At 38.4% G+C, this 24,119-nt stretch carries 18 protein-coding genes and 1 other RNA gene; 9 read left to right on the forward strand and 10 right to left on the reverse strand.

Annotated features, from left to right (window positions below):
- Positions 1-123 precede the first annotated feature (123 nt).
- Entirely contained in the window at positions 124-4,644 is a 4,521-nt protein-coding gene (locus tag DLD82_RS05885; RefSeq protein ID WP_109940172.1) for a methyl-accepting chemotaxis protein, read from the forward strand.
- A gap of 10 nt (positions 4,645-4,654) precedes the next feature.
- Here the strand turns inward: DLD82_RS05885 and DLD82_RS05890 are convergent, their stop codons facing one another.
- Positions 4,655-5,206: a CheB methylesterase domain-containing protein gene (locus DLD82_RS05890; RefSeq protein WP_109940173.1), complete on the reverse strand. Its 552-nt coding sequence runs from the start codon at positions 5,204-5,206 to the stop codon at positions 4,655-4,657.
- Between the two features lie 14 nt (positions 5,207-5,220).
- Entirely contained in the window at positions 5,221-5,628 is a 408-nt protein-coding gene (locus DLD82_RS05895) for a response regulator (protein WP_109940174.1), read from the reverse strand.
- 98 nt (positions 5,629-5,726) lie between these two features.
- On the opposite strand from DLD82_RS05895, the gene DLD82_RS05900 reads away from it, so the two are divergent.
- Positions 5,727-7,076, forward strand: coding sequence for a hypothetical protein (locus DLD82_RS05900; protein ID WP_109940175.1), 1,350 nt, complete (start codon positions 5,727-5,729; stop codon positions 7,074-7,076).
- A 58-nt stretch (positions 7,077-7,134) separates the two neighbouring features.
- Complete coding sequence (locus DLD82_RS05905; protein WP_109940176.1) at positions 7,135-9,036, forward strand: tetratricopeptide repeat protein; 1,902 nt, start codon at positions 7,135-7,137, stop codon at positions 9,034-9,036.
- Here DLD82_RS05905 and DLD82_RS05910 read toward each other — a convergent pair whose 3' ends face one another.
- Complete coding sequence (locus DLD82_RS05910) at positions 9,037-10,263, reverse strand: adenosylhomocysteinase (RefSeq protein ID WP_109940177.1); 1,227 nt, start codon at positions 10,261-10,263, stop codon at positions 9,037-9,039.
- Positions 10,264-10,372: 109 nt separating this feature from the next.
- Here DLD82_RS05910 and hisF point away from each other — a divergent pair, with 109 nt between their 5' ends.
- The gene (gene hisF, locus DLD82_RS05915) at positions 10,373-11,188 is read left to right on the forward strand and encodes an imidazole glycerol phosphate synthase subunit HisF (RefSeq protein ID WP_109940178.1); all 816 of its coding nucleotides are present in this window, start codon (positions 10,373-10,375) and stop codon (positions 11,186-11,188) included.
- A gap of 3 nt (positions 11,189-11,191) precedes the next feature.
- Here hisF and DLD82_RS05920 read toward each other — a convergent pair whose 3' ends face one another.
- Together DLD82_RS05920 and rnpB are read right to left on the reverse strand one after the other, a co-directional pair.
- Entirely contained in the window at positions 11,192-11,935 is a 744-nt protein-coding gene (locus DLD82_RS05920; RefSeq protein ID WP_109940179.1) for a SagB/ThcOx family dehydrogenase, read from the reverse strand.
- Positions 11,936-11,980: 45 nt separating this feature from the next.
- Positions 11,981-12,282: RNase P RNA component (gene rnpB / locus DLD82_RS05925), an RNA gene on the reverse strand.
- Positions 12,283-12,538: 256 nt separating this feature from the next.
- Here rnpB and DLD82_RS05930 point away from each other — a divergent pair.
- Genes DLD82_RS05930 through DLD82_RS05940 form a run of 3 tightly spaced genes read left to right on the forward strand, consistent with a single transcriptional unit; the run spans position 12,539 to position 16,624 of the window.
- Positions 12,539-13,378, forward strand: a complete 840-nt coding sequence (locus DLD82_RS05930; protein WP_281267984.1) for a ParA family protein — start codon at positions 12,539-12,541, stop codon at positions 13,376-13,378.
- Positions 13,378-15,744, forward strand: coding sequence for a chemotaxis protein CheW (locus DLD82_RS05935; protein WP_181391279.1), 2,367 nt, complete (start codon positions 13,378-13,380; stop codon positions 15,742-15,744). Before DLD82_RS05930 ends, DLD82_RS05935 begins: the two co-directional genes overlap by 1 nt.
- Positions 15,745-15,775: 31 nt before the next feature.
- Positions 15,776-16,624: a CheR family methyltransferase gene (locus tag DLD82_RS05940; protein WP_109940201.1), complete on the forward strand. Its 849-nt coding sequence runs from the start codon at positions 15,776-15,778 to the stop codon at positions 16,622-16,624.
- 5 nt (positions 16,625-16,629) lie between these two features.
- Here the strand turns inward: DLD82_RS05940 and DLD82_RS05945 are convergent, their stop codons facing one another.
- Complete coding sequence (locus DLD82_RS05945) at positions 16,630-16,899, reverse strand: hypothetical protein (RefSeq protein WP_109940182.1); 270 nt, start codon at positions 16,897-16,899, stop codon at positions 16,630-16,632.
- Between the two features lie 104 nt (positions 16,900-17,003).
- Between DLD82_RS05945 and DLD82_RS05950 the strand changes: the two genes are divergently transcribed.
- Entirely contained in the window at positions 17,004-18,206 is a 1,203-nt protein-coding gene (locus DLD82_RS05950; RefSeq protein ID WP_109940183.1) for a hypothetical protein, read from the forward strand.
- Here the strand turns inward: DLD82_RS05950 and DLD82_RS05955 are convergent.
- The 4 genes from DLD82_RS05955 to DLD82_RS05970 are packed head-to-tail and all read right to left on the reverse strand — an operon-like array spanning position 18,203 to position 21,752.
- Complete coding sequence (locus DLD82_RS05955; RefSeq protein ID WP_109940184.1) at positions 18,203-18,796, reverse strand: molybdenum cofactor guanylyltransferase; 594 nt, start codon at positions 18,794-18,796, stop codon at positions 18,203-18,205. The two genes, DLD82_RS05950 and DLD82_RS05955, sit on opposite strands and share 4 nt — an antisense overlap.
- Positions 18,793-19,263 carry a methylated-DNA--[protein]-cysteine S-methyltransferase gene (locus tag DLD82_RS05960; protein ID WP_245920379.1) on the reverse strand — a complete coding sequence of 157 codons (471 nt, stop codon included), beginning with the start codon at positions 19,261-19,263 and terminating at the stop codon, positions 18,793-18,795. The genes DLD82_RS05955 and DLD82_RS05960 overlap by 4 nt, the downstream gene beginning before the upstream one ends.
- On the reverse strand, positions 19,263-21,284 hold the full coding sequence (locus DLD82_RS05965; protein WP_245920380.1) for an ATP-dependent DNA helicase: 2,022 nt from the start codon (positions 21,282-21,284) through the stop codon (positions 19,263-19,265). Before DLD82_RS05965 ends, DLD82_RS05960 begins: the two co-directional genes overlap by 1 nt.
- A gap of 60 nt (positions 21,285-21,344) precedes the next feature.
- Entirely contained in the window at positions 21,345-21,752 is a 408-nt protein-coding gene (locus DLD82_RS05970) for a bacteriohemerythrin (RefSeq protein ID WP_109940185.1), read from the reverse strand.
- A 101-nt stretch (positions 21,753-21,853) separates the two neighbouring features.
- On the opposite strand from DLD82_RS05970, the gene DLD82_RS05975 reads away from it, so the two are divergent.
- Positions 21,854-24,040 carry a NosD domain-containing protein gene (locus DLD82_RS05975; protein ID WP_109940186.1) on the forward strand — a complete coding sequence of 729 codons (2,187 nt, stop codon included), beginning with the start codon at positions 21,854-21,856 and terminating at the stop codon, positions 24,038-24,040.
- The last annotated feature ends 79 nt before the right edge of the window (positions 24,041-24,119 follow it).

Genomic DNA, 24,119 nt, shown 5'->3' on the forward strand with positions numbered 1-24,119 from the left:
TTCTTACCTAATTAATTGATCATTAGTCAAATTTTTTTGAATTTACTAAAATTTATTTTCAATGCACTATAAATATCATGAAAACCTATTTTCTGCATCTGGAATTTATTACAGAGGTGAACTATGATGGGAGATCAGGGAACTGACAATGAATACCTCATTAGTGAAATAAAAAAGACTCTAGAATTTCATAAGTCAGGATTATCTGATACAAGGGTTGATGTATCCAGATTATCTGATGATAGTAAAGATATCGGATCTCTTTTCAATGAACTCTTAAATGTATATCAGGAAAATCTGAACCATATAGAAAAATCAGTTAATAATCTTCAAAAAGGAGATTTTGAAACAGAGGGATTTAATCTACCAGGAAAGTATGCTACGATTTCTGATGGAATTGAAACCCTTCGTTCATCAATGCTTATGATTGAGAAAGATATTTCTCGGTTTTCTTCAGCGTTTGACAATGGAAATCTTAATCTGCATGTTGATTCTGCCAAATATAAAGGGGGTTTTGCAGACATCATTGAAATGATGGATAAGGGAATTGAATCTGTTTCTAATCCGGTAAAGATAATGCTTATCGGTATTGCGGATTTTGCAGAAGGAAAAATCCCGACCTTAAATGATGAAAATCAATTTAAAGGTGACTTCCGTAGGATGATTCAGCACCTCAACCAAATCGTTAATGTATCGAAAATGCGAGGTGATGACATTAATTCCCTTATTCGATCTGCTGAAGAGGGAATCCTGGATGCACGTGGTGATCCAACAAAATATCCCGGTTATCATGGAAATATTCTCTCTGGAATCAATAAAATACTGGATGCCTACATCAGTCCGATAAATGTTTCGGCTGAATACATTGACAGGATTAGCAAGGGAGACCTCCCTCCAAAAATTACTGATGCGTATCGTGGAGACTTTAATGAGATCAAGAATAATCTCAATGCTCTTATTGATGTTGTCCATATGAGAAATACAGACATCAATATGCTTATCCAGGCTGCTCTTGATGGCAGACTGGATTATCGGGCTGATCCCTCAAAATATCCAGGGGATAATGGAAAAATGATTCAGGGGATAAATAAAATGCTCGATTCATATCTCGATCCCCTGAACGTATCAGCGGAATACATTGACAGGATTAGCAAGGGAGACCTCCCTCCAAAAGTAACTGAGGATTATCACGGGGACTTTAATGAGATTAAAAATAATCTCAATGCTCTTATCGATGTTGTCCACATGAGAAATGAGGACATTAAGATGCTCATTGAGGCTGCTACTGATGGAAAACTCGATGTGAGAGCTGACCATTCAAGATACCCAGGCGAGAACGGAAAGATGATCAAAGGCATCAATGACATGCTCGATGCATACATCGGACCAATTAACGTCTCCGCCGAATATATAGACAGAATTAGTAAAGGAGATATTCCACCGAAAGTGACTGAGGATTATCATGGGGACTTTAATGAGATTAAAAATAATCTCAATGCTCTTATCGATGTTGTCCACATGAGAAATGAAGACATCAAAATGCTCATTGATGCGGCCCTTCAGGGTAAACTCGATGTGAGAGCTGACCATTCAAGATACCCAGGCGAGAACGGAAAGATGATCAAAGGCATCAATGACATGCTCGATGCATACATCGGACCAATTAACGTCTCCGCCGAATATATAGACAGAATTAGTAAGGGAGATATTCCACCGAAAGTGACTGAGGATTATCATGGGGACTTTAATGAGATTAAAAATAATCTCAATGCTCTTATCGATGTTGTCCACATGAGAAATGAAGACATTAAAATGCTCATTGATGCTGCCATACAGGGTAAACTCGATGTAAGGGCTGATCATTCCAGGTACCCGGGAGAAAACGGGAAGATGATCAAAGGCATCAACGACATGCTTGATGCATACATCGGACCAATTAACGTCTCCGCCGAATATATTGACAGGATTAGTAAGGGAGATATTCCACCGAAAGTGACCGAGGATTATCATGGGGACTTTAATGAGATTAAAAATAATCTCAATGCTCTTATCGATGTAGTCCACATGAGAAATGATGACATCAAATTACTCATTGAGGCTGCTCTTCAGGGTAAACTTGACGTAAGAGCTGATCATTCAAGATATCCGGGAGAAAACGGGAAGATGATCAAAGGCATCAACGACATGCTCGATGCATACATCGGACCAATTAACGTCTCCGCTGAATATATTGACAGGATTAGTAAGGGAGATATTCCACCAAAAGTTACCGAGGATTATCACGGGGACTTTAATGAGATTAAAAATAATCTCAATGCTCTTATCGATGTTATCCACATGAGAAATGATGACATCAAATTACTCATTGAGGCTGCTACTGATGGAAAACTCGATGTGAGAGCTGACCATTCTAAATATCCGGGAGAAAACGGGAAGATGATCAAAGGCATCAATGACATGCTTGATGCATACATTGGGCCGATTAACGTCTCCGCTGAATATATTGACAGGATTAGTAAGGGAGATATTCCACCGAAAGTGACCGAGGATTATCACGGAGACTTTAATGAGATTAAAAATAATCTCAATGCTCTCATCGATGTTATCCACATGAGGAATGATGACATCAAATTACTCATTGAGGCTGCTATTGATGGAAAACTCGATGTGAGGGCTGACCATTCTAAATATCCGGGAGAAAACGGGAAGATGATCAAAGGCATCAATGACATGCTTGATGCATACATCGGACCGATTAATGTCTCCGCCGAATATATTGACAGAATTAGTAAGGGAGATATTCCACCGAAAGTGACCGAGGATTATCATGGGGACTTTAATGAGATTAAAAATAATCTCAATGCTCTTATCGATGTTATCCACATGAGAAATGAGGATATCAAGATGCTCATTGATTCTGCTACTGATGGAAAACTCGATGTGAGAGCTGATTATTCCAGATACCCAGGTGAAAACGGAAAAATGATTAAGGGCATTAATGACATGCTCGATGCGTATATCGGACCAATTAATGTGTCTGCCGAATATATAGACCGGATAAGCAAAGGAGATACCCCCCCGAAGATCACCGAAGAATATCGTGGAGATTTTAACGAAATAAAAAATAACCTTAACGCTTTGATAGATGTTATCCAGATGCGTGGAGCGGATATTCAACTATTGACTCAGGCGGGTATGGAAGGAAAACTGGATGTACGTGCTGACCCATCAAAATATTCCGGTTATCATGGTGGCATGATAAAAAACATCAATAATATGCTGGACACCTATATCAGTCCCTTAAACCTTGCTGCAGAATACATTGACAGAATTAGTAAAGGGGATCTTCCTCCAAAAATTACTGACGATTATCGTGGAGATCTGAACGAATTAAAGAATAACATCAATCAATGTATTGAAGCAATTTCTTTACTTGAAAAGGATGTTACGATGCTTTCAGATTCCGCTCAGGCAGGTAATCTGCATATCAGAGCAGATGAAACCGGACATCAGGGTTCCTATGCAGTGCTGGTAAAAGGTATCAATGATACTCTTGATGCAGTAGTTGAACCAATCGAAGAAGCAATGCGGGTTGCAAAAGAATATGCTCAATGTAATCTTTCAACCACATTTAATCAGGAAATTTCAGTAAAAGGAGAATTTGCAGATTTCAGGGATTCACTTAACACCATAGGTTTTGATATTTCAAAAACGATTAAAACCCTGAATCTGGAGATAGAATCATTACATAAACATGCCGGAACAGCACAATATGGTGTTGAGGATGTAAGCAGAGGAGCTAAGGAAATCGCCCAAAATGCAGAAGAAACCTCAACAAATGCTTCAAAAGCAGAAGATGGAATCGATCAGGTACTTCATGCAATGGCTGACCTGACAATTATGGTCAGTGAAATATCAGCAAATGCGGATTTAGTTGCAAGATTAAGTGAAGATGCCAATGCTCTTGCACAAAAAGGCACTGATCATGCCGGGGCAGCAGACAAGGGAATGGAAAGTATCACCCGTTCCACAAATGAGGTTGAACAGATTATCGGAGCTATCCGCAGTGAAATGGATCAAATCCGAAAGATTGTAAATATAATTACCGATCTGGCCAATCAGACTAACCTGCTTGCATTAAATGCTGCGATAGAAGCCGCAAGGGCAGGAGAAGCCGGAAGAGGTTTTGCTGTAGTGGCATCGGAAGTAAAAGCATTGGCACAGGAATCAAGAACTTCAGCAGAGTCCATTGCAGATATGATAATGGGTCTTGAGAGAAAATCTGACAGTGCCGCTCATGCCATGGAGACTGCAGGAAAAGCAGTAAAAGAAGGAAACAGTGCATTGACAGATACGCTGAATGTTTTTACAGAACTTACCAGTGCAGTAGATACAATAAATCAGAAGATGCTTACCATTGCCCAGGCAACAGAACAACAGGCTGCCTCTTTTGAAGAAATTACCGCTAGTGCAAATGAGATGAGTTCGCTGGTAAAGAAAACAGCAGATGATGCAACCCAGTCTTCAGCAACCAGTGAAGAGGCTCTTGCGGTAGTATCACAAATAAACGAGATTATTAATCTCATCAACGGTGCAGTATCAAATATGCAGACAGAGATGAGTGCATTTACTTTACAGGAATAAAAAACCTTTATTATTTTTGATTTAGTAAAAAGGAACGAATTTCTATAGGATTGATTATTTTATCAACATCACAAATTCTGATTGCCGCTTCAGGCATACTTTTTATTGTGCATGAATCAGGATTCTGAACCACTGTTGTAGCACCAAGGGATTTCAGATGTAAAAGACCCTCTGCACCATCACAGCCCATACCAGATAGAATAATCCCGGTATATTGATTCCTGGAATCCGGAGTTAATGTAAGCATGGTCACATCAATAGCTGGACGAACAAAATTTACTTTTTCTGTTGAGGTAAGAAGAATTTCTTCATTATTACGAAGAATCAGATGAGTATCTCCAGGAGCGATATACAGACTCTTTGGTTTAATATGTTCTCCTCCCTTCGGAATAATAACATCAAGCTGACAAATCTGAGACAATCTTTTTGCAAACCTGGGTGTTGTTGAGAGGGGCATATGTTGAACAATGATTATGGCTGCTTGAATGGAAGGAAAGTCAGAGAATATATCAAATAACACTCTCGGCCCTCCGGTTGAGGACCCAATGATAATAATATGCATATTATATATCTTTTTCAGGATAACATTGTGAGGTAATCATCTACCAGCGCGATGAGGTTTTCCGGTTCAAATGGTTTTGTGATATAATCAAATACGTATTCTTTAAGATGGTCAAGTGTTGTATCAGGAACATCTTTTGCAGTAAACATAGAGATGATGAGATCCTGCATTTGTCCTTTATCAACGATATTCTGAATAGTATCCCACCCGTCCATTCCAGGCATCATGATGTCCATCAGGATAACTCCCTTAAAGCCATTATCAAGATAATCCAGACACTCCTGACCGGAATGTGCTAATAATATAGGAAATGGTCTTTTCTTAAACAAAGAATGAACAGTAAAGAGGATATCTTCATCATCATCGACTACCATAAGTCCAGATATTGTTGTATCCATACCCTTACCCTGTACAGGATCCATATGAATGGGATATTGTTAGTCTGACTATATTATATGCTCGTTTATATACCTGCGATAATTGATACTCTGCATTAAAAATAATCAGGAAGAAAACCAGAATGGGAAAAAATAAACCTTTTTATGTAACTGAAAACGATAAAAAAAGAAAAGAAACTGCATTGTCTTCGAAAAATAAGAAGCAAACCGAAAAAAAATCAACACAATTAACCTCTAGTAAAAAAACAAAACTTAGAATTCCTTCACGTCTGGAACGATTAATTGAAGAATATATAGAATATAAAACCAAAAACCCATATCAATCGCCAGTAACTCTGAACAGAATCCGGCAGTATATTCTGGCACAAAAAGCTGGATATTGGAATAGTAATCCTAAAGCCAGATATGGAAAAGGATATGATGTTTTTGCATACCTTGCATATCAGGCGCCTGGATATCTTATTCAGTTCAAACATATTCTAAAATTTCTGGATTTAAAAGGAGTCCTTCCGAAAGATATCATTTTACTGGACCTTGGAACCGGTCCGGGAGTTGTACCTCTTGCCACTATATGGTATCAGAAAGAAAGAAAAAAGGGTAGTCTGACCATTCATGCCATAGAAAGATCCATTGAATTTCTCGAAGCTTTTCGATTTCTGGTTCCGGAATTCATCAAAGGGACTTCCAGAATTTATACAGGAGATGTTCAATCCTGTGACATTACCGTTCAGGATTGTAAAATTCCAGATAATATCACAGTCTTATCATGTCAGAATGTTTTAGCAGAATTATCCCATCTTTCAATATCTGAAAAAGCGATAATGCTTATGAAATACTGTTCTCATGTTTCTGAAGAAGGACTCATAATTATTATTGAACCTGCAGAGCTCAGGCACTCTATTGAACTTCGAAAATTACAAAAAGAACTTGAAAGTAGAGGATTGTTTGTATATGCTCCATGCAGAATGCTCAGGCAGGGTACCTGTGATTATGAAACCTGCTGGTCATTTGAAGAACTCCCACCAATGAATCCAACCAGACTAATGAATGAACTGGCAGATGAAAAAGATGGGTATCGTTTTATTAATCAGGATATAAAATTTTCATTTACAATTTTTACAAAAAGAAATATCCAAAAACCGCTTCCATCAGGGTTTTTAAATAGTGCCACCCCACTCAGTGAACTTCAAGACCATCTCGGAGAATTGGTAAATGTTACCGGAGTTAAAATGTCCAGAGATATTGGAAACCCAAATTTTTCGGTTTTTTTAATTTGTGACGGGGCAAGTATTACAAAAACCTACCTGATAATTCCAAGAGTTCTGCGTAATGACGATGTAAAATTTGCATATAGAGCAGGATATGGAGAAATACTCACTATTCAGAATGTCAGGGTCAGATGGAATGAGAAGAAGAATGCATTCAACCTCGTTTCCGGAGTTAGAACACGTCTTTCTGCAACGAATATATAGAAACCTAAGTAATTCTTATTGGGTATAATTTACAAGTTGTAATACACCGGGTGCCTAAATGTCAGATGAGGATCCCATAAAAATTCTGCAAATACGTTTTGCCAAAGGAGAAATAACCCCCGAGCAATATGAGCAGATGATTTCATTTTTAACCAGGGATATTTCATCATTTACGAAAAATGAGCCGCAATTAAAAGAAACCGGACAAATAAAGAAAGAAGAAACTATCCAGGCACCTATTCCTGAAGAAAATGAAACAACCTCTCTTGTAATTACTGAAAAATCTGATTCCGAAGAACTTACCGAAGACGATAATTCACCACTTGTCACGACAAGAGTTAAAGAAATTGCAACCGCAATTGCAAATGCAGAGGAACCGGTTTCGTCAGATTCTGAAGAAGAACCCGGAGAGGAATCTGGAGAAGTTAAGGCTGAACGTGAGACTTCAGGTAAAGAAGAAGATATTTTTGCTTCAGGAACAGTCCTTGATACCTCAATCACCGATGAACAGATTGAGGCAATTGAAATATCAGAAGATACCACTGAAGAAATCCAGGAGCAAAAAGAATCTTCTGAACGCTTTTTATCTCAGGAAGATCTTGGCAATGTCTGCTATGTAACTGCAGTTAACCTGGTTCAGGCAGGTGAATTTGAAAAAGCCTACCCTTTTATTGAAAAATCACTAACCATTCAACCAGACCTGACACTATCCTGGTTATATAAAGGATTTATTCATCATAACCGGAAAGAATACCCGGAAGCAATTAACTGTTTTAATAAGGTGATTGCAAATGATCCTTCAGAGCAACGGGCATGGCTCTTTAAAGGATACAGTTTATTTCACCTTCATGATGATGAAAACGCACTTGAATGTTTTAACAGAGTAATTGCTGATGATAAAAACCATCTTCGGGCTTTAATATACAAAGGGTACTGCCTGAAAAATCTGAAAAACTATAGAGATTCAGAGACTGCATTCAAAGCAGCAATTCATCTCAATCCAAAAGATGTGAACCTGCAATTAAACCGTGGGATCTGTCTTTTTGAAGATAAACAATTTTATGAAGCATTGAGTGCATTTGATAAAGTTCTTGAACTTGATAAAAGGAATCTGGCGGCCTGGCTTTTTAAAATTCGAAGTTTAATCAAGATGGACCGCATTCAGGAAGCATTTCAAAGTTCGGGTAAACTTTTAGAGATTCAGCCCAGGGAAGTGTGTGTGTGGCTTGCTAGGGCAGATCTTTTATTGAAAATGAAAAAATTAGAAGAAGCTCTGGATGCAACAAAAAAAAGTCTTCTTCTTGATAAATGGAATCCGGACACCTGGAGCCTTCGGGGACTATGTTTTTATAAACTTGGCAAATTCGATGAAGCGTTACAATGTTATGATAATGCCCTGAAAATCAAGCCGGAACATTTTGATGCAATGAGAAACCGGGCAATGTGTCTTCATAAGCTAAAACGTCATTCAGACGCCCTTGAATACTATGACCATATTATTGGTGAAAACCCACAAAATGTAGAAGCCTGGTTTAACAGGGGACTCATCCACCATAAATCAAAAAAATATGATGAAGCCCTGAATTCGTATATTAAAGTCATCGAACTGAACAAATTCCATGCCAAGGCCTTTTTTAACAAAGGACTTATTCATCGGCATATGGAACAGTATTTTGAAGCGCTTCAGGCATTTACTCAGGCCACCGGTATTGACCCGGGATTCGCTTCAGCCTGGTATCATATGGGACTTATTTACACCGACCTTGTCAGACATAAAGAAGCACTGCAATGTTATGATAAAACATTACGATTAAACCCCAAACATGTTGGTGCTTTACTTAACAAAGGTGTAATTCTAGAAGATGCAGGACTTAAAAAAGAAGCTTTTATGTGTTTTCAGAAGGCAGCAAACCTTGATACAAAAATTGCTGCTTCAATAAAAGGAAAGTTTGCTCACTGATCACGTTCCGTGATCCCAGCTTTCCATATATTCTTTCTGATCTTTTGAAAGAACATCAATCGAGATGCCAAGTGAACTAAGTTTTAATGATGCTACAGCCCGGTCAATTTCATCCGGTACATCGTGAACCGCAGGTTTCAGGCCGGAGTGGTGTAATGCAATATATTCTGCACTCAATGCCTGAATGGCAAAAGAGAGATCCATGACTTCAATTGGATGGCCCATCCCTTTTGGAACTGCAAGATTGACAAGCCGCCCTTCTGCAAGCAGGTGTATTACTTTGTCTCCAATCCAATAGGATTGAATGCCGTCACGTTCTTCTACTGATCTTGCATGTGCAGTGAGCCAGGTACCATCAATTTCAATATTAAAATGACCGGCATTTGACAAAATTGCACCGGATTTCATACACGCCATGTGTTCTCCGGTAATTACATCACGATTACCAGTCGTTGTGATGAAGATATCACCAACAGGAGCTGCTTCTTTCATCGACATGACATGAAAACCATCCATATAAGCTTCAAGAGCATATCTGGGATCGATTTCAGTTACAATTACTTTTGCTCCAAGAGCTGCTGCTTTTCTTGCAAGGCCACGTCCACAATATCCAAAACCTGCAACAACGATCCACTTTCCAGCAATCAATGAATTGGTGGTAGCCATGATTGCCGTAAGAGCGCTTTCTCCGGTCCCATGAACATTGTCAAAAAAATGTTTCATCGGTGTGTCGTTTACTGCAATGACCGGAAATTTTAACTTTCCTTCCGAAGCCATTGCACGAAGCCGGTGAATTCCGGTAGTGGTCTCTTCACATCCTCCAATTACCCCGGGAAGAATATCCTGCCGGGCAGTATGAAGCCGATGAATAAGATCCATTCCGTCATCAATGGTAATTACAGGCTTTGCGTCAAGGACGGTATCAATTGCTTTATAATATTCATCAACCGAACAACCACGGGATGCATAACAATATACTCCGGGAACTTTATCCAGAGCTTTTGCGACATCATCCTGGGTTGAAAGAGGATTACAACCGGTAATGTGAACAGTAGCGCCGCCATCAACAAGTGTTTTTACCAGGTTGGCTGTTTTTGCTTCAACATGAAGAGCCATTCCGATTACTTTCCCTGCAAAGGGCTTTTCTTTTTTAAAACGTTCAGATATTGCACTTAAAACAGGCATATACTGACGAGCCCATTCTATTTTTAACTGACCTGATTCCATAATTTCCTCAAATTTACTATCAACAAAGATATTCTTAGATGTTTATGTTATATCTCATAAATCATCTCTCCATAATCCTCTTCAGGTACAGAGTACAAGGAGTAATACTATGGGACTGACCCGCAGAATCATCCCCTGTCTTGATATTAAAGACGGACGCGTGGTAAAGGGAACTAATTTTGTTGGACTGAGAGATGCAGGAGATCCGGTAGAACTGGCATCCAGATATAACCAACAAGGTGCCGATGAAGTAGTGTTCCTTGATATCACAGCATCCAAAGAAAAACGCTCAATGATAATTGATGTTATTCAAAGGGCGGCGGACGAACTTTTTCTTCCCCTTACCGTTGGAGGGGGTATCCGCACTATTGACGATATTCAAAAGACACTCCGTGCGGGAGCTGATAAAATTTCCATCAATACCAGTGCTGTTGAGAATCCTAACCTGATTTCAGAAGCAGCAAATTCATTTGGAACCCAGTGTATCGTAGTTGCAGTCGATGTAAAAAGAAGAACAGAAGATTCAATAGATAAAACCAGGATTCCTCTTCAGGATGGTAATTCCTGTTGGTATGAAGTTGTTACCCATGGTGGATCCAAACCAACCGGTATAGATGCCATTAAATGGGCCATGGAAGCTGAAACCCGTGGCGCGGGAGAAATACTCCTGACCTCCATGGAAACGGATGGAACAAAAGAGGGATTTGATATACCTATTACCGCTGCAATTTCTGACAATGTCGGTATTCCGGTAATAGCCTCCGGAGGCGTTGGAACCATGGAGCATTTTTATGATGGTTTTGTATACGGGAAGGCAGATGCTGCTCTTGCTGCCAGTGTATTCCATTATGGAGAAATGACCGTTACACAGGTAAAAGAATACCTGACAAAAAAGGGAATTCCAATCAGGCCTCCAGGAAAATAACTATTAAGCCTTCTTTTTTCCAACAGAAGCTAAATAAATACAAAATTCTGATTCACCATCAATTCCCAGGATACAATTCAAATCATTTTCATTATAAGAACCAATAGCACAGGTTCCAAGATTCAAACCTGCTGCAACGATATATAAATTCTGACAGATATGTCCGGCTTCAATAAACAGATACCTCCATCCACGTGAACCAAATTTCCAGATCATCCGTTCGGGTACGGCGGTCCAGATAAAAGTTACCGCTGATTCAGAGACAAGGCCCGGCCTTTTGCAGGTTTTTGCAACAGACTCATGATCTCCGGAGTGACACACTTCTTTTACCAGGGCATGATCCAGAGGTAAATACCGATATATCCCTGGATCAAATCCACTAACCCTGTTAATTACTATGCGTGTTTCAAAAGGGTGTAATGCTCCTGCAGAAGGGACTGTTCTAAGGTGTGAAGCGTTTTTTTTCTCCCGGACACCCTGTGTATAATGAACAAGAAGAGAAAGTTCCCATTTTTGTAATTCTTCATCTGAATAATCGCGAATTGACTGGCGTTCATCGAGAGTATCCCATAATAAAACTGGATCTTTCGGTATATCTGCAGGAGACGGCAGCGTGATTATTTTCTGAAACGGTTCACATACCCCGCAAACTTTGGTTGTTGGTTCCTGACTTTGGAGCGATGAAGTTTCCTGCAGAATTGTCTCTTTCAAAAAACGATAACCGGTCCGTGCAGAATCAGATTGCATGTATAGCAATAGCGCGAGGAAATACCTGAATCTTACTATAGAAATGAGTGGGAGGAGTAAGCCCCCTTCTGTTCATTGCGGCATTCAGCTAAGCATCGAACCCGGGCAGATACCGGGTTATCTATATGCCCTGTTTCGATTTGCACCCGCAGGGATTCGCCGTTTCATCAGTGATGTCCATCTTAGTTCTGCAGTACTGCATCATTACTCCGGACATTCCGTATCGTTTCTGGTCCATTGCCGTGATTCTCACCACCCCTGATTGAACAGGGCTGCGTACCCGGTTGGTGGAGGGACTTTCCTCAGCTGCGTTATTAAACGCTACCGTCAGCCGCACTCTCCCTCTCACTATACCATTAGCGTATTCAGAGAAAAATTATCTTAAATAAAATTCAAATTTTACAAAATTCAAAAAAAATATTTCTAACAACAGAGCCAGTTTTCATATCTCAAGAAAATCATTATTTACAATAATTACGGACAACGAGAGATACTAAGTATTTCATAATATCCGTGAAAAAGATAAAAAACATCAGATATATATAGAAATATCCAGATTAATGTTAATAAATACAGGAGGAGCTTATCACCGCAGTTGCATTTATCCACCATAAAGGCGGAACAGGAAAAACAACCTCATGTCTTCAGATTGCAGGTATTCTTAAACATATGGGGAGGAAAGTTTTAGTAATAGATACAGATCCCCAGGCAAATGCAACAATAGGTCTAGGAATCCATCCGGAATCATTACAAAAAAATATTTACCAGTATTATATCTCTCAATGTTCCGATGATAAACCAGAAATTTTATTTTCAGATTTTATTATAAAAACATTATCCGGAATAGATCTGGTTCCTTCACATCTGGACCTTGTTGGTGCTGAAGCAGTTTTATATCAGAATCCTGAACGATACCATATTCTTTCAACGGGCATAAAAGAGATCAAAAGCAGATATGATCATATCCTCATTGATACACCTCCCTTTCTGGGACAGTTTATGATGAACGGAATGATTGCAGCAGACCATTCGGTTATGGTTTTTTCACCGGATACTTTTGCGATAGCGGGATATGATCATCTTAACCTGGTTATACAGGATATATCTGAAATTCTCGGGAAAAAAATTCATGTCGGGATGGCAATTTTAAACAGATGGAATGAAGGTACAATGAAACCTGCTTCATTTTCAGAGAAAATTGCTTCTTTTTTTGGGATTAATGCACCAAAAAAATCAGATTCACTTCAGGAGATTCAAACGTATCTCGAAACACGAATCAGAGTTGAAATTCCTGAGGTTGTCATTGTAAATGAAGGAAAAGAAATTTCACAATCAAATAAACAGGGTATTCCACTTGTCGTTTTAGCACCAGACGATCCAGCCTTACCGGGTTTTAAAAATGCATCAAAGATTATTGATTCATGGAATACAGGGGGAACATAATGCAAAGCAATCAGGAAGAACAGACTGGACGAAGAGGTTTATTTTCGATAAACCCAAAAGAGCCCAAACCGATTCAATCTGAATATCAAAAGAATGAACTTCAATCCATTTTATCCACCATCCTCTCATATGAAAATGGTGATTTTCCCCCATTACCGGAGTTATTTCATCCAATTCTCGAACGATTGAAGCATGATACACTATTATTACAGGAAAAAACCCGTGAAAATGATGAACTATCATCAGAATTTAATAAAATCCTTGAAGAACAGAGCACTATAAAAAAGGAACATGAAACATACCTGTCCGACCTGATTTCTGCACATACTGAATTTGACCGGGCACTTGAAATTTTTCAATATCATTCAATCCCAATGATTCTCATTGGATCTGAATTTCAAATCCTGGATGCAAATGATATCTTCTGCTCTATCTTTTCGGTGGAAAGAAGTTTAATAACTCATGAGTTTCCTCCATTTTCCCGATATGTTCCTGATGAAAAATCATTCAAATCACCTGATGGAAAAACATATTCCACAATATCTCTAAATCCCCCGATTGTTCCATTCGACCATGATGCGATTTCCTTAAAATTATTGATTGAAACTCCCGAAGAAGAAAAAGATACCGAGGATTTATATTCGGAGATTTTTAAAACGATCCTGGAACGAATTTTTGTTCCAATTGCAATAATAGATGAATATAGTACCATTCAATTTGTTAATGATGCTCTCTTATCACTCCTATCCCGGGAACATCCGGATGTCTATCTTCGGGATATTGCAAGTTGTGGTTTTGCTCCGGATATTGTAACCATTATCAATGATGTTAAGGAATCGGATCAGGGTAATGATTTTCAGACAGTAATTACTCATCAGAATAATGAAGAAATAAAAATCTGGATACAAGTTTCCCCTCTCCTAATTAAAGATAAATCACATTTATTGCTACAGGTTTTTCCAGACGAAGAAGAATCTGAAACCGAAATAGATAGAGATGTAGATTTAAAAGAAGAAAAAGAAGAACCATCCTCAGAACCCTTAAGCCCTATCGAAATCCCCAATACTTATTTAAAGACCCTTATTGATTTTAATCCATCCCCAATTATTTTATTTGATAAATATTACACCATCGTTCTTGCAAACGAAGGTTTTTCTGAATTAATTGGAGTTTCCACAGATCAACTCATCGGTCAGAATATTTCTGATATCGGCCTTAAAATTCCAACAGATGTAGATTTTCATGATCAGATAACCGTACTATCTAATGAAATCTGGATAGAATCACCGTTTGGGATGCTGGCATATTCCGGACTTATTATATCAAATAATTCAGAGGAAGCAGGATATCACATTTTGATCCTCCAGTCATCAGGTGATGAAACCCCATCTCAGGAAACAAAAAAAGAAATTGTAAAACCTGTATCCCAAATCCAGAATAATGAAAAAATTCCCGAACCTAAGCCCACATTGCATCATGACATTTCAATAGAAATAATTCCAATTCCGGTAATCGAATATGACGGAACAAATGTCACCAGAATAAATAATGCATTTTGTGAATGGACCGGCCTTACATTGGAAAGTATTACGGACTATTTACCAGGAATTATTTCACAGACATCCCAGGGATCTCTCGATAGTAACCGGATATTCTCATCGGATTTTCCAACAGGGTCCAGGCACTACCAGTTAGTATCAGTTCCTCATCCGGACCATGCGGAATTTCGGATAATCTGGTTTATTGATAATACAACAGCACAAGGAAAAGTCTCAGAATTAGAGACAAAATTATCAGAATTTAAAAATGAAATCGCACAAATCAGAGAGAAACTTACAGACAAAAATTCAGGAGAAATTCAACTTTCTGATGAGATATCTAAGGAAATTGATATAGTCGAATTTGAATTATCCGGAAACCGCTATGCAATGGATATCGGAATGGTGAGAGAAGTTGTTGAAATGCTTCCGATTACTCCGCTCCCAAAAACTCCCCCGCATGTCATCGGAATAATTAACCTCCGCGGAGAAGTGACTCATGTTATTGATCTTGGCATACTTCTTGGAGAGGGAATGAAAAAAGACAGAACCGGACAGAAGATTATTGTTGTTCCATCGGATGCTGCGCATGGAGAACATTTAGGAATTATTGTCGACAATGTCCGGAGTGTCACTGAGATTGCATATAAACAGGTAACCGCTCTTGGTGATGAGATAAATACCAGAATCCAAACCAGAATTAAAGGGATCATTAAGGTTAAGCATGATGATGTCATAGATAAGCGGGAAGGAACAGAGAAAGGAGACAACCTGGTAATATGGCTGGATATGAAAGAAATTCTTACGGGCCTTGCAGGATTCCGTTAAATATTCTCCTATATTTTTCCCTTTGATTATTATGGATAAGAAAATAACTACCCCTGTTTTCCCCCAGATAAATGTACCACAAGTAAGCGACAAAGGCCTTCCCGAACTTATTCAGGATGTTCAAAAACGTCTGAATATTCAGTTAACTAATTATAAACAGGATTATATCAAACGAAGACTTCTCTCCAGGATGAACTCAACCCGATCAAAAGATTTTGTTGAGTATCATCAATATCTGAAAACACATCCTGAAGAAGAAGAAAAACTGCGTAATGCATTAACCATAAATGTCACGAAATTTCTTCGTGACCCGGATGTATTCAATCTCATTGGAAAAGAGATTTTTAATTCGATTGTAACGGCAAAAAGATCAATAAAAATCTGGAGTGCCGGATGTTCTTCCGGAGAAGAACCATACACCTATGCAATTCTCCTTCATGAACTTTCAAAAGCCGGAATTAATTATAATGGAGCGATAATTGCAACAGACATTGATGAAGAAATACTTAAAAAGGCCAGAACGGGAATATATGAAAAAAATGCACTTGAAAATCTGAGTGAAAATCAGATATCCAGGCATTTTGAAAAGACAGAAGACGGAAAATTTAAGATCAGGGATCACATAAAAAACATGGTACGGTTTCAGTCCCATGACCTGATGAAAGGTGTACCGATAGGAAGAATGTTTGATGTTGTTTCATGCCGGAATGTTACCATCTATTTTAATGAACAACAGAAAAAAGACCTGGTAAAACTCGTATCCGAAAGTCTGGGTAAAGATGGATTTTATATTATGGGAATGTCGGAATATATGTCTAAAGACGTTGAAGCCCTATTTAAACCATATAAACCCATGCTAAAAATATTCCAAAAGGCCTGAAAATATTATTTTCCCTTTTTTAAGAAACCCTTTTTCTTAGGCAGAGGTTCAAGTCCGGACAATTCACGGTTTTTATCTGTTTTCTCATCGTGCGCTTTGACTTCACTATACATCACATAAAAATTTATTCCTACCACAAACAGGATAAGAAAACTTCCAAGAAATAACGCGAGTCCCTGTGGCCGGATCTCCTCAACAGTCCACATGACATAAAGTACCAGAAGTAATCCAAGGATATAAAACGGCCCCCACATCCGGATATTGAGGTACTTCATCTGTTCATCCTGATTTCATTTATTATAATATGAATCTCACTGACATGACTGGTGAATTCACATGATGGTCAAGTAGATAATTCAGGCAGTCGAATGAATACATTATGTGTGTTAATACTCTGAAAACCGGTGTACTTATATTCTTATCTCTTTTGTTTTTCACTATCATAACCGGTTGTGTTGAGGTTACTCCACCATCCGGACAACAGGAAACCGGATCATATGGCCTCGAAACCGGAGGAGACATGAAAGATATGGTTAAAAACCAACAAACAACTTCCCCAGGACAGGAAGCAACAAATACTTCAGATGGACAAAAAACGGGGGATCAACTGAATACAGACAATCCTACTCCGCCCTTGCCTAATGAATCTTTTATTCAGGTAACACCGATGAGTTATGATGAACTTCAGAATGATGAATCAGTTTCATATCTTAAATATAACAGACCTGTTTCTACCACCGAGCGCCAGTATATCACTATCCACAATATGACTAACCAGTTGTTTAGTAAAAATGCATCCGCATATGCGTATGAACTGATTACACCTCCGCTTTATATCGACCTCGGATTTATTCCGAAGATGGTAACCGATGAACAGGAAGTATACAAAAGAACGGGCGATAAAGAAGGAACGATAGTATATACAAAAACCCGTCCATCTCAGGATGCATGGTTTGAAATGAGAGTGTATGACACTACAACAAACCAGGAAATTCTTCGTGAAGGATATGGCAAAACATACAGCCAGACAAACAAATCTGCAGCGGTGCGAAGAGCAGGTAAATATCAATTTGATTTCATGGGAGATGCAATTTGGGTAAATATCACTATGAAGATTCCGGTGGATTCTTCAACCCTTTCTTTATATTCAAACGTATCTGACTTAATCGAAGATCAAAAGAAAAGGGAAACCCTTATGCCGAGTGTTTTTTTAAAGGATAAAGACCTGGGACAAGGATGGCAAAAAATCGGGGATGAAATCCATACAACAACAAAATACTCCTCTGTTTATAATATTCCATCAACCGGATTAAAATTGTCACAGGACATTACCAGATATTCTTCCAGTAAAGAAATTGATGAAGCATACATCGCAACAAAAGAAAATAACAAAGCTGAAAGCCAGGTATCCATTATTACCGGAGATGAAGGGTATGGTTTTGAATCAATCAGAAAAACCGGGATTGTATTTAAAGATAATTTGTACCTGGTTGAACTTACCAGTTATTCAGTTCCGCCTGTCTCTCTGAATGAGTTAAAGCGATACAGTTCCTTAATTTCAGACAGAATATCAAAAATCTAATCTATTTTTTCATTCAAAGATGATAGTGATTGAAGATCATTGATATTTACAAAAACATCGATTCCAGGATCAATATTTCGGATATCCGTTACCGGAATAAGTTTTGCATTAATACCTTTTATTAAGAGTGAAAGACGACGGTTTTGATGGTTTTCATAATACTCCCGAACTGATGAACGTGAGTAAACAGCGCATAATGGTTCATATTTCCCGTCTTCCCAGAAAGGAACCGCACCCCCATATCCTTTTGCAGCGGTAAAAAGATATGAAATAACTTTACACGATAAAAAAGGCATATCACAAGCGGTTATAAAAAAATAGTCCCCACCTGAATTCCATGCTCCTGCATGAACTCCTCCTGCGGGGCCCTGACCCTGCCTGATATCATGAATAAATGAAACACCAAAAAAATGAGGAATTAGTGCTTCCTGATCTTTGTTCCGACCGATGATAAAAATTTCATCAGTACAAAGTCTTAATTCCTCAACCTGTTTTTCAAGAAAGGTTTTACCATCATATGTAAACTCATACTTTGGTAATCCATTCGCTCTCGATGCCATACCACCGACAAGGATGAACGCAGATTTCATACCTGATCCTGTTCATGAATTTTCACTTTTTTCAGGAAATTCGATTCAAGTTTTAAAAGATCCTCTTTTATTGAGATATCAGGTGTAAAGCCACCAAGACCATGAGATGATAAAACACGATGACATGGGATGAGAATTGGTGTAAGATTGCGTTTCATGGCCAGTCCGACAACCCGTGGGGCAGTACCTACAAATTCTGCAATCTCCTTATATGTTTTTATTTCTCCATAGGGAATTGCATGAACCTGCCGGTATATCTCACCGTATGTTCCTTCTTCCCGGAGGTGGATGCTTTCCAGGGGATACAACGTTGTTACTTTTCCGGCAAGATATTTTGATAACGATACTGGAACTGCTCCGGAAACTGCAGTTTTTACAAACCTGATTCTACTTACCAGATTATCCGAATTCCACCGGATATAAACAAACCAGAGACCAAATTTTATTGACCCTTCCATCTCCTTCATTATTTCCAGCCCCTGATGAGAGGAGAAAAGGACTGAACTGATACCTCCTGTAATTCATCCTGCATCCATACAGGAAGTTTCTCTTTAATGGCATCATCCAAAAACCGGTTCTCCCCAATTATCAGAACACCATGATCCTCTGGTGTCCGGAGCACCCGGCCTAGTGCCTGGAGAACTTTGTTCAGGGCGGGAAGAGTATATGCAATAAATTTCCCTTCTTCTCCATACTGTCTTGTATAATATTGCATTATCATCTGACGGACCTGATTCCATGGTGCAAGAGGAAGGCCAATTACGAGAGCTCCATTGAGCATATCACCCCGGTAATCAAGACCCTCAGAAAATTTCCCTCCGCATACTGCAAATAAAATTCCTTTTTTTCCAATTCCCGGAAGATCCATGAATCTGGACAAAAGTGCTCCCGCTTCGCTACTTTCACGCGGCTCAATAAACACTTCCCTATCCAGAATATAGTGTTCTACTTCCCTCGTTACTGATTCAAGCATCTGATAAGAAGGAAACCATACCCCTAAGTTTCCGGGAATATGACAAAATGAGCGAATATAATTAACAATCCTTTTTGTATTATCATTGGACTGTCGTTGGGAGTAGGCTGATGTAATATCTGATGTTACCATGAGCAGCCTGTTTTTCCTTGGAAAATGGTTGGGTAAAGAAAATGTCGAAATTGGATAATCGGTTGGAAGGACACGGAAATACAATTGTTGATAACTCCGGAGAGGCGTTAATGTCCCGGATATGAATACAGAACAGAAGTGCTCTTTAGCAAGAGTTGAAAGAGAAGGTGAAGGATCAATATTCCGAACTTCAAGATAGATATTATCAGGCTCTTTCCTGAATAATGTCAGGTAAGCTGGATTTGTTCCAGAGTTGTGAAGCCGATACAAAAAAGCGGACAATCTTTCTATTCCGGAAGTGCGATAATCTCCTCTCTTGCTGTTTGTTTCCTTTATAGATTCAGCAAGATCCATGAGGTTATCAACCACCTCCTCCATTGAACCAAAAAATGATTCACGAAGGATAATCCTGCTAAAGAGTTGTGGGTCAAACCAGTCTTCTGTTTCTGATGAACGTCTGAGACCATCGAGAAATTTTCGAATTCCAGGAATAAGCCTTCGGATAGCTTCAAGATCCTTCACATCTTTTTTGAGGGAAGAGATATCATGATCTGCCTGTTCAAGAGAACGATGATCAAGACTAATAGACATGATATCCTGCATCGCGTCTCCACAGTTATGTGCTTCATCAATCAGAAGCAGAATGTCTCCAGGTTCTTTCTGAAGATTCAGATACAGTTGTTCCCGGATCTGGTCATCCATGATGTGGTGATAATTACATATCAGTACATCAGACTGCAATGATGCCTGTGCCATGACCTCATACGGACAAACACCATTACATACTTCTTTGAGTGACTCCGGTTTTATGCAATGTTCAATAACCCTTCCTGAAAGCTTTTTGCATGCTTCAGAAGGAACCAGGCGGAATCCTCCTCCCTTTTCATTCTGTATAGCAATTCTGCTTCTAATATAATACGGGCAGATAAGAGGATGTTCCGAATCATTTTTCTGAATCTGCAGGAGGATTTGTTTGTCTCGGGAAGGATCAAGAGAACCCCTGTCTGCTCTTTCCCGAATAAGAGCAGTAGAGAAGGCTTTTACCGCTTCACATTTCCGATAAATATCCCCGGTTCCTCCAAGAGGACACATCGACCCTTTTCCAACCAGGTATGAAAATTTTAATCCGGGTTGTTTTTTCCGGATTAATTCCAGTTCACGTATATATGTTGCAAGTTGAGAAATTGTTCTGACTGCGACTATTATCTGTCGGTCTTTTCTTGCTGCAAGCAATGCTGAAACAACTGAAGATTTTCCAGAACCAGTTGGAGCATCTATCATCAGAACTCCACCGGATTTCGCAGTTTCTGCTGCTTTTCGAAGCATCTCTTCCTGACCTGGCCGAAATGCTTTATACGCAAACCAGTCCTGCAGCTCGTTCATCTCTAGCTCATTGCATTTCTATCATAAAATTAGATGTGAAAGGTGATGATAATAAGTTGATTAAATAAGACCATTTTTTTGAAAGGTTTCTGAATATTTTTTGTCAGTTCCTTTAATATGATTAGAAACCCAGTTTTTCAAAAAACTCATTACTTCCATTGAAATTCCAAGTTTGTTTGCCTGATAATCAGCGATGAATGATTCTACTTTTGAGACAAACGCATCATGTTCTTTTTTATGAGAAAGTAGCCCGATATATTCAAACTGATTCATGTATTTTTCTTCAGTTGAGAAATGGTAGACGGTATAAGCGGCAAGTTTGTCAAGTATATCTCCCATGATTTCTTTTCCTTTTCGCTCAAGCATTGCCTCGTGAAGTGAATTGATAAGATTAATCAGATTTTTATGCTGTTCATCAATTTCAGATATATGAACACTTAAATCTTCAGACCATTTCATTAAAACCATAGTATACCAATTACAATAAAAAGTAATAATATCTTTCCTGCTTTGGGTAAATCAAAAGAATATATCCGGATTATTTATGGGTAAAAAAATATATTAATAATATGAATATGAGGCAGGAAATATCATGGGAAAAACAGATAACCTATCTGGCTCTTGGAGCCCTCTGGATTACACTTTTTTTATTTCCAATAATCGCCTCAGCCGATGTTAATATCTCTGTAAATGAATCAGTTGACGATGAAAGTAACCCATTTATTATAGATAAATTCCCGGTAATTATTGAAAAACCCGGAGATTATTATCTCACCTCTTCATTTACCAGCAATAATACTTCAATATCCATCAGGACATCAGATGTTTCAATAAATGGAATGGGAAACAGTATTGGCGGTAACTATTCTGCCGGGGCAATCGGAATTGATGTCGGCGGATCTCCAATTCAATTACAAAATATCACCCTAAAAAATATTACCCTTCAGGAGTTTGATATCGGAATTAATTGCGATTTATTATCAGATTGTTCTATAAGTAATGTTTCTTTGATCTCAAATTTACGCGCAGGATTTCAGGCTGCAAACAGTTCCTCATTTCTTTTTACTGATAATGAAGTGAAAAAGAATTATAATGATATAACCGGGGGATATGGAATCACCGTTACTAATTCTCATAACATGATTTTTAAAGATAATCTGGTTAATGGAAACGGGAAATCAGATAAAAGTAAATCAGGGGGGTATTTCATCTCAAATTCAACATATTGTGAAATTATTAATTCGAAAATATCAACGAATCCCGGAACAGGTTTGAGGGCAACTTCCGGATCTGATGATCTTGTGATAAAAAATTGTGAAATATCATATAATTCTGGAAATGGGATAATTAGTACAGAATCCGATAGAATAGAAATATCTGACAATGTTCTCGAAAAGAACAAAGGAAATAATATTGATATTTCATCAGCCATTGAACTTTCTCTGAAAAATAATAAGATCAATTCCGGCACCATCGGGCTTAGTATTGCCAATACCGAACATCTGACATTATCTGGAAATTCTTTAACCAATAATCGTATAGGATTTGATATATCCGGATCAGATATCCGACATTTCATTCATCAGGTTGACAATACAAACACCATTAATTCACGGGCTCTTATCTACCTGTATAATGAAAAGAACAAGAAAATTGGACATATGAATAACCCGGGGATGATTGTCGCAGTAAATTGCTCTGACCTAACCATATCTGACATGGTATTATCAAAAACCGGAGCCGCGATTCTCCTCGCAGGATGTCAGAATACATCTGTGGAGGATGTATCATTCATGGATAATGGCATAGGTATCCGGACAGATTTCAATTGTAAAAATATAACGCTTGATCGTTTACATGCCGAAAGAAATATGGTATGCGGGTATTATCTATCAGAAACAAGACAATTTATTCTTCAAAACCTCTATGGGCAGGAAAATCCTCTGGGCATATTTTTAAAGAATTCTCATAACGGAACTATCCAAAAGATATCAATGACACAGATGAGCGGCGTCAAAAACAGATTACCATCCGGGTTGACCATGAGTAATTGTTCAGATATTATAGTTGAGCATTCAGATTTTTCAGAGTGTTCTTATGCGGGACTAATTTCCGATTCACAAAATATTATTATTTCCAACAATTCCTTTCTGAAAAACAGTTATGCAGGGGCTGTTATCTTATCCGGTCCAACTGAACTTACAAATAATTCAATTGCCTTAAACAAAGAATCGGGTGTCATTTTTAGAGCAAAAAATTCACTTATATCAGGAAATTCAATAAAAAATAATGAGAATCATGGCTTGAATATGATTGAATCCAAAGAGAATACCATCTCTCAAAATATTTTTAATAATAATGATAATATCCTCCTTACCGGTTCAAATACCGATAATGCCTGGAATGAATCATCTAAAGGCACACCTGCCAGTTTAGAGGGGGGCAACTTTTGGGGAAACCCGGACAATCAGGGATATTCAGATGTATGCGTAAGTGATTCTTCAGGTTATTGTATGGACCCCTATATAATGGATGAATATAACATCGATTATAGACCTCTTTCATCCGCATATACCGGATATTCAATACTTCAGATATCAGATATAAACGAAAACGGGAAACAGGACCTTCAGGATGTTGTCGCTTTTATGAAAAAAATCAGTTCGGGAGATACCAATCCATCCTATGATTTTAGTAATGATGGCAGAGTGAATCTTCAGGATGTAGTTGCGCTATTTCAATTGGTAAGTCAATAATTATTCGCAAAAATTTATCTTTTTCCATGAAAAACCGGATCCATTAAGAGGGTAAAACCCTCAAATCGGATCAGGATCT

The sequence above is a fragment of the Methanospirillum stamsii genome (assembly GCF_003173335.1).
In the GTDB taxonomy this organism is placed as follows: Archaea; Halobacteriota; Methanomicrobia; order Methanomicrobiales; family Methanospirillaceae; genus Methanospirillum; species Methanospirillum stamsii.

Coding starts and splice junctions, on each gene's coding strand:
- hisF (WP_109940178.1), top strand. CDS start 10,373: ATGGGACTGACCCGCAGAATCATCCCCTGTCTTGATATTAAAGACGGA.
- DLD82_RS05945 (WP_109940182.1), bottom strand. CDS start 16,899: ATGAAGTACCTCAATATCCGGATGTGGGGGCCGTTTTATATCCTTGGA.
- DLD82_RS05950 (WP_109940183.1), top strand. CDS start 17,004: ATGTGTGTTAATACTCTGAAAACCGGTGTACTTATATTCTTATCTCTT.
- DLD82_RS05905 (WP_109940176.1), top strand. CDS start 7,135: ATGTCAGATGAGGATCCCATAAAAATTCTGCAAATACGTTTTGCCAAA.
- DLD82_RS05975 (WP_109940186.1), top strand. CDS start 21,854: ATGAATATGAGGCAGGAAATATCATGGGAAAAACAGATAACCTATCTG.
- DLD82_RS05900 (WP_109940175.1), top strand. CDS start 5,727: ATGGGAAAAAATAAACCTTTTTATGTAACTGAAAACGATAAAAAAAGA.
- DLD82_RS05885 (WP_109940172.1), top strand. CDS start 124: ATGATGGGAGATCAGGGAACTGACAATGAATACCTCATTAGTGAAATA.
- DLD82_RS05965 (WP_245920380.1), bottom strand. CDS start 21,284: ATGAACGAGCTGCAGGACTGGTTTGCGTATAAAGCATTTCGGCCAGGT.
- DLD82_RS05890 (WP_109940173.1), bottom strand. CDS start 5,206: ATGCATATTATTATCATTGGGTCCTCAACCGGAGGGCCGAGAGTGTTA.
- DLD82_RS05910 (WP_109940177.1), bottom strand. CDS start 10,263: ATGGAATCAGGTCAGTTAAAAATAGAATGGGCTCGTCAGTATATGCCT.
- DLD82_RS05955 (WP_109940184.1), bottom strand. CDS start 18,796: ATGAAATCTGCGTTCATCCTTGTCGGTGGTATGGCATCGAGAGCGAAT.
- DLD82_RS05940 (WP_109940201.1), top strand. CDS start 15,776: ATGGATAAGAAAATAACTACCCCTGTTTTCCCCCAGATAAATGTACCA.
- DLD82_RS05960 (WP_245920379.1), bottom strand. CDS start 19,263: ATGAAGGAGATGGAAGGGTCAATAAAATTTGGTCTCTGGTTTGTTTAT.
- DLD82_RS05935 (WP_181391279.1), top strand. CDS start 13,378: ATGCAAAGCAATCAGGAAGAACAGACTGGACGAAGAGGTTTATTTTCG.
- DLD82_RS05970 (WP_109940185.1), bottom strand. CDS start 21,752: ATGGTTTTAATGAAATGGTCTGAAGATTTAAGTGTTCATATATCTGAA.
- DLD82_RS05895 (WP_109940174.1), bottom strand. CDS start 5,628: ATGGATCCTGTACAGGGTAAGGGTATGGATACAACAATATCTGGACTT.
- DLD82_RS05920 (WP_109940179.1), bottom strand. CDS start 11,935: ATGCAATCTGATTCTGCACGGACCGGTTATCGTTTTTTGAAAGAGACA.